Here is an 8,012-nt window from a genome sequence, read left to right as displayed (position 1 = left end):
AGCACCGAAGACGCCCCACCCGCCCTGTCGCGCACCAGCCGCCTGACCCGCCTGGGCTACCGACTCACGACATAACCCAATAGAGCAGCAGAGTCCACAGGCTCGGCAAAGCCAGGAGCAGCAGCAAGGGCCCGAACCAGAAGGCAGTTCGGGCCCTTGCTGCTGGGAGATCTACAGGTCGAACTCGAGGTGCTCGATGTCGGTGAAGTGGACCTCTTCCAGGCTTCCGGCGCGGCGGCCGCCGTCCTGGAAGTACACCTCCTTGAGCGCGTCGGCGGCGATCTGCTGGAGCTGCTGGTCGCTGGCCCCGGCCTCCTGGGCGTCGAAGAGGCGGGCGGCGTAGCGGGGCGGCAGGGCGACGGTCAGGTGCCGGATGCGGTCCTCGTCGGTCGAACCGATCGGCGCGACGTAGCCGAGCCGGGCCCGGGTGTCGATGACGATGCCGCCGGTGGTGGCCGCCCTCTGCCGGGCCTTGGCCCTGATCTGCGGCTGCCAGCGCTTCCTGACCTCGCGCTCCAGGCGCGCGGCGAGGTCCGGGCGGGGCTTTTTGATCTGGTCCTTCACGTACCGCTCGACGGTGCGCTGGGAGATCCGCAGCATCTGGGCGACCGCCTTGGTGCCCTTGAGCTGCTTGACCAGGTACCGCATCTGCGCGCCCGCGCTCTTGGGCGCGGGACGCGTGAACGCCTTCTGCACCGCGGCGTCCAGGCCGTCCCCGAACAGGCTCATCGCCCTCTCCTACTCTCCGTTGTCGACGTCGGTGACGGTGCCGTCCTTGATGTACCGGGCAAGGTTGAGTTCCGGTGCGTTGAACCGCTCGCGGACCTCCTCACCCCACAGGACGGACTGGGTGCCCTCGTGCTTGACCAGGCCCGGGTTGATGCCGAGCTTGAAGCCGCCCGGCAGCGGCTTGCCCTCCCGATACGGCAGGAAGTCCAGCGGCGAGGGCCCGTCGGCCGCGTAGACGACGCAGTCGGACAGGATCGCGACCGGGTACTGCCCGGTGAACGACGCGTGCTTGAGGATCTTGCGGTGCAGGTTGATCCGGGTGCGGGAGATGACCGCCGCGCGGATGTCCGGCCGCCAGGTGGGCCGAGAGAGGGCGCGCCACGGCTCGCCGGGCCGCCAGCCCTCCCCGCGCGGGCGCTCTCGCAGCTTGCCGATGCCGCCCTTGACCGTCGCCTTGATCGCCGTGGTGACGATCGCTAGCTCCGGGTCGCGCTCCTTGTAGCCGTCCATCGCCGCCAGGAAGTCGGCCGGCGACAGGTCGGCGTCGACGCCGAGGTCGGCCATCGTGGCGAGGAAGGCGTCGCGCAGCCGGTTGTACCAGCCGTCCAGGTAGCGGCCGTTCTCGTACCGGACGTACGCCTCGAGCGGCCGCACCTCGTAGCCCAGCTCCACCGCGTACGCCACGGTCGGCGTCGCGTACCAGGCCGGCCCCTCGGCCCGGTCGCCCTTCGGCGTGAACGGGGAGGGCAGCAGACTGCCGTCCAACTCCACCCACTCCTTGCCGACCTTCACCTTCGACAGGTCGACGTGCGAGAGGTCCACCAGCCAGCTGCCGGGCAGCTTCGGGTCGAACATCGGAGTCGTGACGTGCGTCGGGGCCCCGAGGCCGACAGACAGCCCGTTGGCGCCCGCCCCGAAGGCCATGTTCACGTCGATGCCGACCAGGTACCGCAGGGTGCACTCAGCATCCGTCATCGGCCGCGCCCAGTCGTACGCCTCCTCGAACAGCTTCTCCCCGGGGCCGCGAACGTGGAAGCGGGGCAGGTCCTTGAGCAGCGGGTGCCCGTCCGGGGCCTCGCACGGCGCGCAGTCCACCGGATCCTTGCCCAGCGATCCGGGGTTGTGCTCGGAGTGCCGCTTACCGTCAGCGTCCGGCTCGGAGGCGCGGGTTGCCGGGTGCAGCGCGGTCATCAGCTCCAGGCCGGTCACGGCGGTCGATCCGCGCGGCGTCATCACCCGCAAGGCGTACACGCCCAGGAGCCGGGCGAGTTCTGCCGGCGGGAGCTGGGCGGCCTCGCCCCAGTGCCGGGTGTCCAGCGCGTTCCACGACGGGATGCACAGCTGCACGCACTGGCGGTCCGAGCCCTTGGCCGGGCGGTAGATCCGCGCCCACGGCCCGAACCCGCGCTTCGTGAGCTGCCAGTCGGCGCGGGTGAGCTGCTTGATGACCTTGTGGCCCTCCGGGATGCGCCCGGCCAGCCGCTCCTCCTGCGTGAGCGTCGCCGGGAGGCCGTAGCGCTCCAGCGCGGCCTCGGTAAGCACGAGCAGCGGGTCGGCGTCCTTGCCCGGCCCGGACAGCTTCGGCGCCCCGAGCTTCGCTTCCTTGAGTGTCCAGTCCACCAGGGACGGCAGGGACTTGGCGGGCACGTCCAGGACCAGGCCGCCAGTGCAGTACGCCAGCACCTGCCCGTCGCTGACGTCGACGACCGCCAGCGGGCCGTTCTCGAACCGCGGGTCGGTGCCGGCCGCCGGAGTGTTGGCCGGGGCCGCCTTCCGCGCGCCCGGACGGCGCGACGTCGACGACGGCCTGGCGGTGCGCGCCGGGCGGGGTTCAGCTGCCGGAGCAGCGTCGACGGGGGCGGGGCTCTGGGTGTTCTCGTGGGCAGTAGTCATGGCCGCAGCCTCGGGGGCCGGGCCTGTGGACAGAGTCCCCTCTTCCTGCGGGGCGGGCGCGGCGGTGAATGTCTCGGGCACCACCGGGTTGTGCACGGGTGAGGCGGGGTTGGGGTCGGCGGGGAACCGCTGCGCCCATCCCTCAAGGAGCCGTTGATAGGCCTCGCGGCGAGGGGGCCGCGGCTCGGAGCGGCCCGCCTCCCAGTTCTTCACCGTCTGCGTCGTCGTCTGCAGCACCTGCGCGAGCCGAGTCTGAGTGATTCCTGCTGCCTCGCGCAGTCGCGACCGCTCAGCGGGCCCCGGCATCTCAGGCTCGCCGGCGAGCAGTGCGTCCACGGCAGCGAACAGCTCGTCCTGTGTCGGCATACGTCACCTCCAGCCCAGAACACTAGCACAACTTATCCTTCAATTTGCGTTGAACTTATCCTTGGATTTATCGTGCTTGATCGAAGCCGGAGAGGCCCGGTGACCGAAGCGTTGTCCGAGGGGAGTGGCCTGTGACCATCAGCGCGGCGTCGCGGCTCTGCGAGACAGAGCATCAGCGGGCCTTGGCCGAGCACCTGGTCGCCTGGACCGCGGACGCTGTCGCCCAGGACCGGCCGGTCGTCGTGATCGTCGCCGGTCCGCCCGGGAGCGGGAAGACGACCCTGGCCATGCTGGTACAGGCCGTCCTCGCGCGGCGCGGTGGCGCGGTCCGGATCGGGAGCGACCTCTACAAGCGGGCGCACCGCCAGTACGAGGAGTTCCTGCAGCAGGACGTATGGACGGCCGGCAGGCGGGTGCGGTCGGACACGCGGCAGTGGCAGGCGGAGGTCGAGGCCCTTGCCCGGCTGCGCCGGTTCGACGTGGTGGTCGAGCTGGCTCTGGCGGATCCGGAGGAGATCCGGGCCGCCTCGGCCGCGTACAGGGCAGCGGGCTACCGGGTCGAGCTGGTGGTGCTCGCCGTCGCCGAAGCGCTGTGCCAGCTCGGCGTCCTGGAGCGGTTTTTCGCCCCGGACGCGGACGGCGGCGGCCGGTACGTCGCCTGGGACAACCAGGACGGCTGCGCGGAAGGGCTGCTGGCCAGTCTCACGGTCGTCGAGGCGGAACACCTGGTGGACCGGATCGCTGTGGTCCGGCGGGGCCTTGAGCCGCTGTACGACAACGAGCTCACCGCCGACAGGACCTGGTCGCGGCCGACGGCCGCGACCGCCACGGTCCGCGCCGAGCGGCGACGGCCCTGGGACGCACGCCAGTCCCGCGTCTTTAGGCGTGAACTGGTGCGCGCGGAGGTGCGGGTCCACGACGAGCGGCTGCCCGCGGACCGGCGCCTTGCGGTCTCCCGCGACGCCGAGCGGGCCGCGGCCGCGGCCGAGCCGCTGCGCCGGATCGCCCACCCGTTGCCCGGACCGCCCGGCACCGGCTACCACCGCCTCAGCGCCGACGAGCACCGCTGGGTGTTCGACGAACTGATCGTCCCCTCTTACCTGGAGCGGGCATTGCGCCGGGCCACCGCGCACCCGGACCCGATCGTGATCTACCTGGTCGGCGAGCCGGGCGCGAGGCAGCTGGAGGCGTCGCGGATGCTGCGGCGGGCCATGCGCCCGGGAACGGTCCGTCTGGATCCTCGCGATCTGCGCGGTTCACACCCTGATTACGACCAGCTCGTCATCGACACGCCCCGGGCCGCCGCCGAAGTGGTCCAACCTGACGCCGAGACGTGGCAGGCCGAGGCGGAGGCATACGTGCGCGAACGACGCGGTGACCTCGTCATCGAAGCCGGCTTCTCCACCGTCGACGACTTCATGCTGAGCGCGAGCAGGTACGCCCGTGCCCGGTACCGCATCGAGGTCGTCGCCCTGGCCGCACGGGCGACCGACAGCCGGCAGCGGACCCTGGTCGACCATGCCCGCGCGCTGGAACTCGATGTGGTCACCGAGCTGCCCACCCCGTCCGCTCACGCACGGGCCTGCTGTGTGGCGGCCGACATCGCGGCAGCCGCAGCCGCAGCCGCCGACCCCGCCATCGGCGCGGTCAGGGTGATCGACGGCGACCACCGGGCGCTGGGGCGGGACCAGTGGGCTGCCTGGGCGCTGGCCGCCACCCGGCACCGTCCCTACACCGAGCAGGAGGCCGCCCGATTCCACGCCGTACAGCGGGCCCTGCACCACGTGCTCCCACGACTACGGGAAGAAATAGCTGGCCTCACCGCCCAAGCGACGCCGCTCATGCCCCCGCTGTGGCAACCCCGCCCCGTGGAGCACCGGGCCGGCCCCGAACGGCTGCCGCTGCCCGCGACCGGCCCGTTCAGCCGTGTAGCTCCCTGAACCGGGCCGCGTAGACAAGGGCGATCTGCACCGTCTCATCTGCATCGGCGGTCTCAAGCCGCTCCAGGTCGTCCAACGCTTGGTCCCGGGCCTGCCGCCACGCGGCCACCTGCTCGGGCGAAGCCGCCTGGGGATCCCGGCGGGCCGCCAGCAGGCGGGAGTTGTACCAGTCGATCACTCGCCTCACCGTCTCGGGCGCCTGCGCGGCATCACCGCCCGGCTGGTGAAGTGGCGTGGGGTCTTCAGGGGGAAGGGACATGGCAGTACCACCTTGGTCGTTCTGACGTACTTGACCAGCCAATTCTCTGTGAGCGACCGTCATCACAGGTCCGGCGGGCATAGGTTGAGCCGTAAGACGATCAACAGGGGGAGCCGTGGCGGGACGGGATCTGCGGGCGCTGTTCAGCACCAACGACCGGCAGATGGAAGTCGGCGAGGCGTTCACCAACCGCCAGGGCCAGTGGCAGATCGTCCAGGCCGCCCTCGGCGAGCACCTGTCCCGCATCACGGCCGGTGCCATCGATGTCGAGGACGTGGAGGCGCCACGCACCAACGTCCTGGTCTTCCACGGCGTCGGAGGAATCGGCAAGACCACGCTGTCGCGCATGCTGGAGTCGGCACTCGCCGACGCGGAAAGCCGCCCCGCCCGGTGGGGCGAGCCGGCCTGGCCCGACCGCCCCGCGCTGCTGCCGGTCCGTATCGACCTGGCACGCTCCGCCGGTACCGACTTCGAGCGGGTCATCCTCACCCTGCGCCTGGCCCTGGCCGCCCGGCTCGGCCAGCCGCTGCCCGCCTTCGACATCGCGCTGCGCCGCTACTGGGAGCACCAGCATCCCGGCGAACCGCTGGAGGAGTACCTCACGCGCGGGGGCCTGGCCGCACGCTTCGGCAAGGCCCTGCCCGAGCAGATCCAGGCCGCGCTCGGCGAGGTCGCCCAGATGCTGTTGCTGCCCGGCATCGTCGGCAGCGCGGTCGGCCAGCTCACCGGCGCGCTGACCAGCGCGCTGAGGGAGCGGCGCCAGACGGTTCGGGCCCTGGCCCGCTGCACGCGCCTGGCCGACCTCCTGGAGGTCGAGCCCGACATCGACGCGCTCTCCTATTACCCGCACCTGCTCGCCTGGGAACTCGCCCAGCTCCCCGCCGGCAAGGCGGTCGTGCCGGTGGTGCTGCTGGACACCTTCGAGGACACCGGCACCCGCACCCACCGCGACCTGGAACGCCTCCTGCAGCGCCTCGTCTGGCTGATGCCGAACGCCTTCTTCATCGTCACCGGCCGCAACCGCCTGCAATGGGCCGACCCGGCCGTGGAAGGCCAGCTCGACTACACCGGCCCCACCGCCTGGCCCGGCCTCGACCGGCACACTGTCCCCGGCCCCCGCCCGGCGAGCGAAGGGGCCGGACCCGCGCGGCAGGTCCTGATCGGCGACTTCAGCCCCGAGGACCGCGCCGACTACCTCGCCCGCCGCCTGGTCCGCGACGGCCGGCCCCTCATCGACGCCGACCTCCGCGCTGTCATTGCCGAACGCTCCCACGGCCTTCCCCTCTACCTCGACCTCGCCGTACACCGCTACCTCGAACTGCGCCGCGCCGGCCGCACCCCCGCACCCGACGATTTCGGCAGCGACTTCCCCGCCCTCGTCACCCGCACCCTGGCCGACCTCACCCCGGACGAACGCCACCTGCTGCGCTCGGTGTCCCTGCTCGACGCCTTCGACATCCCCCTGGCCACCGCGACCGCCGGCCTGCCGCACCAGGCCGCCGCCGCCCGGCTCACCGAACGGCCCTTCGTCCGGCACGATCCGTTCGCCCTGTGGCCCTACCACCTGCACGCCCTGATCCGCTCCACCCTGCGCAGCGCCGACGACGCCACCGACGACCGCTGGACCGACGCCGACTGGAAGCAGGCCGCCGCCCGCGCCCTGGCTGCCCTGGGCGATCAGTGGCGGGCCCACACCGGCCCGGACCGGCGCCTGCTCGTCGCCTGCCTGCGCCAGGGCCTGGCCCTGGCACGCGACCACCAGCTCGACCTCGGCTGGCTCACCGACGCCGCCTGGGCCTATACCGACGACTACGTCTGGGAACCCCTCCCCCTGCCCGACTCAGGCGACACGCAGTCGGCCACGGCCGCGGACGCCCTGGCCGAACTTCTCAGCACACTCGCCCGCCGCCAGCACGAGCACCGCTCCACGACCGTCGCCCGGCTCACCGGCGTCCTCGACACCAGCCAGCTGCCCGGCGAACTCGCCGACATGGCGATCTACTACCGGGCCAAAGCCCAACGCGACCTCGGCCACAACAACGCCTCCCGCGACGGCATGCGCCACGTCGCCAACAACGGAGGCCGGCTCGCCCCCGACGCCGCCCGCGGACTCGCCCACCTTGCCCGCATGGCCGGCGACTTCCCCGCCGCGCTCGCCACCGCTCAGACGCTCGGCTGGCCCGGGCGCGGCCACCGCGTCCTGGGCGACATCCACTTCGCCCACGGCGACATCGACCAGGCCGCGGCCGCCTTCACCGCCGCGCGCACCGACGCCGAAACCCACGGCAATCTTGGCGAGCAGGCCATCGCCCAGGCCAACCTCGCGCTCACCATCGCCTTCACCGACCCCACCCGGGCCGACGACGAAATCGCGCTCGCCGAACAGCTCCTCGCCGGGCTCGACCAGCGCGCCACCACCCTCACCACCCAGATCGCCGTCCTCGCCCGCGACGCCGGAGCCCTCACCAGCCTCGAAGGCGCCCGCGCCCTACGCGCCGAGATCGACACCGCAGGGATCAGCGCGGCCCGCACGGCTCTCGACCTCGCCCTCGCCTTCCACCACGCCGCACGCGGTCAGCAGGACGACCTCACCGCCACCATCGGGCGCCTACGCGAGGCAACCGCAAGCGGCGACTTCGCCTACTACGTCCACATCGCAGCCGCCATGGGCGGCCTCCCCCAGCCTGACGGCCCCGCCATCCACTGGCTCGACGACGAACACACGGTCCGGGACCGCTGGCGCGCCCTGGCCGAGGCACGCCGTACCCGTCTGATGCAGCCGTAGCCGGCCCTGGCCGACCCGGTCCTTGCGCGATCAGGTGCGC

Annotated in this window: 5 protein-coding genes; 2 read left to right on the top strand and 3 right to left on the bottom strand. The window is 72.2% G+C overall.

Annotation, left to right across the window (positions count from 1 at the left end):
- Positions 1 to 171: 171 nt before the first annotated feature.
- Positions 172 to 729 (bottom strand): XRE family transcriptional regulator, encoded by a 558-nt coding sequence (locus tag AB0N17_RS41475; protein WP_366016862.1) that lies wholly within the window; start codon positions 727 to 729, stop codon positions 172 to 174.
- Between the two features lie 9 nt (positions 730 to 738).
- Positions 739 to 2,988: a helix-turn-helix domain-containing protein gene (locus tag AB0N17_RS41470; RefSeq protein WP_366016861.1), complete on the bottom strand. Its 2,250-nt coding sequence runs from the start codon at positions 2,986 to 2,988 to the stop codon at positions 739 to 741.
- A gap of 131 nt (positions 2,989 to 3,119) precedes the next feature.
- Between AB0N17_RS41470 and AB0N17_RS41465 the strand changes: the two genes are divergently transcribed.
- A complete protein-coding gene (locus tag AB0N17_RS41465; protein ID WP_366016860.1) occupies positions 3,120 to 4,928 on the top strand; it encodes a zeta toxin family protein in 1,809 nt (602 codons plus the stop codon).
- Here AB0N17_RS41465 and AB0N17_RS41460 read toward each other — a convergent pair.
- Positions 4,909 to 5,187, bottom strand: coding sequence for a hypothetical protein (locus tag AB0N17_RS41460; protein ID WP_366016859.1), 279 nt, complete (start codon positions 5,185 to 5,187; stop codon positions 4,909 to 4,911). The two genes, AB0N17_RS41465 and AB0N17_RS41460, sit on opposite strands and share 20 nt — an antisense overlap.
- A 115-nt stretch (positions 5,188 to 5,302) precedes the next feature.
- On the opposite strand from AB0N17_RS41460, the gene AB0N17_RS41455 reads away from it, so the two are divergent.
- On the top strand, positions 5,303 to 7,972 hold the full coding sequence (locus AB0N17_RS41455; protein ID WP_366016858.1) for an ATP/GTP-binding protein: 2,670 nt from the start codon (positions 5,303 to 5,305) through the stop codon (positions 7,970 to 7,972).
- Positions 7,973 to 8,012 lie beyond the last annotated feature (40 nt).

Source organism: Streptomyces sp. NPDC051133 (assembly GCF_040682635.1).
Classification (GTDB): Bacteria; Actinomycetota; Actinomycetes; order Streptomycetales; family Streptomycetaceae; genus Streptomyces.
Note: the sequence above shows the minus strand (reverse complement) of the source record. Positions and strands in the feature narration are given on the sequence as shown.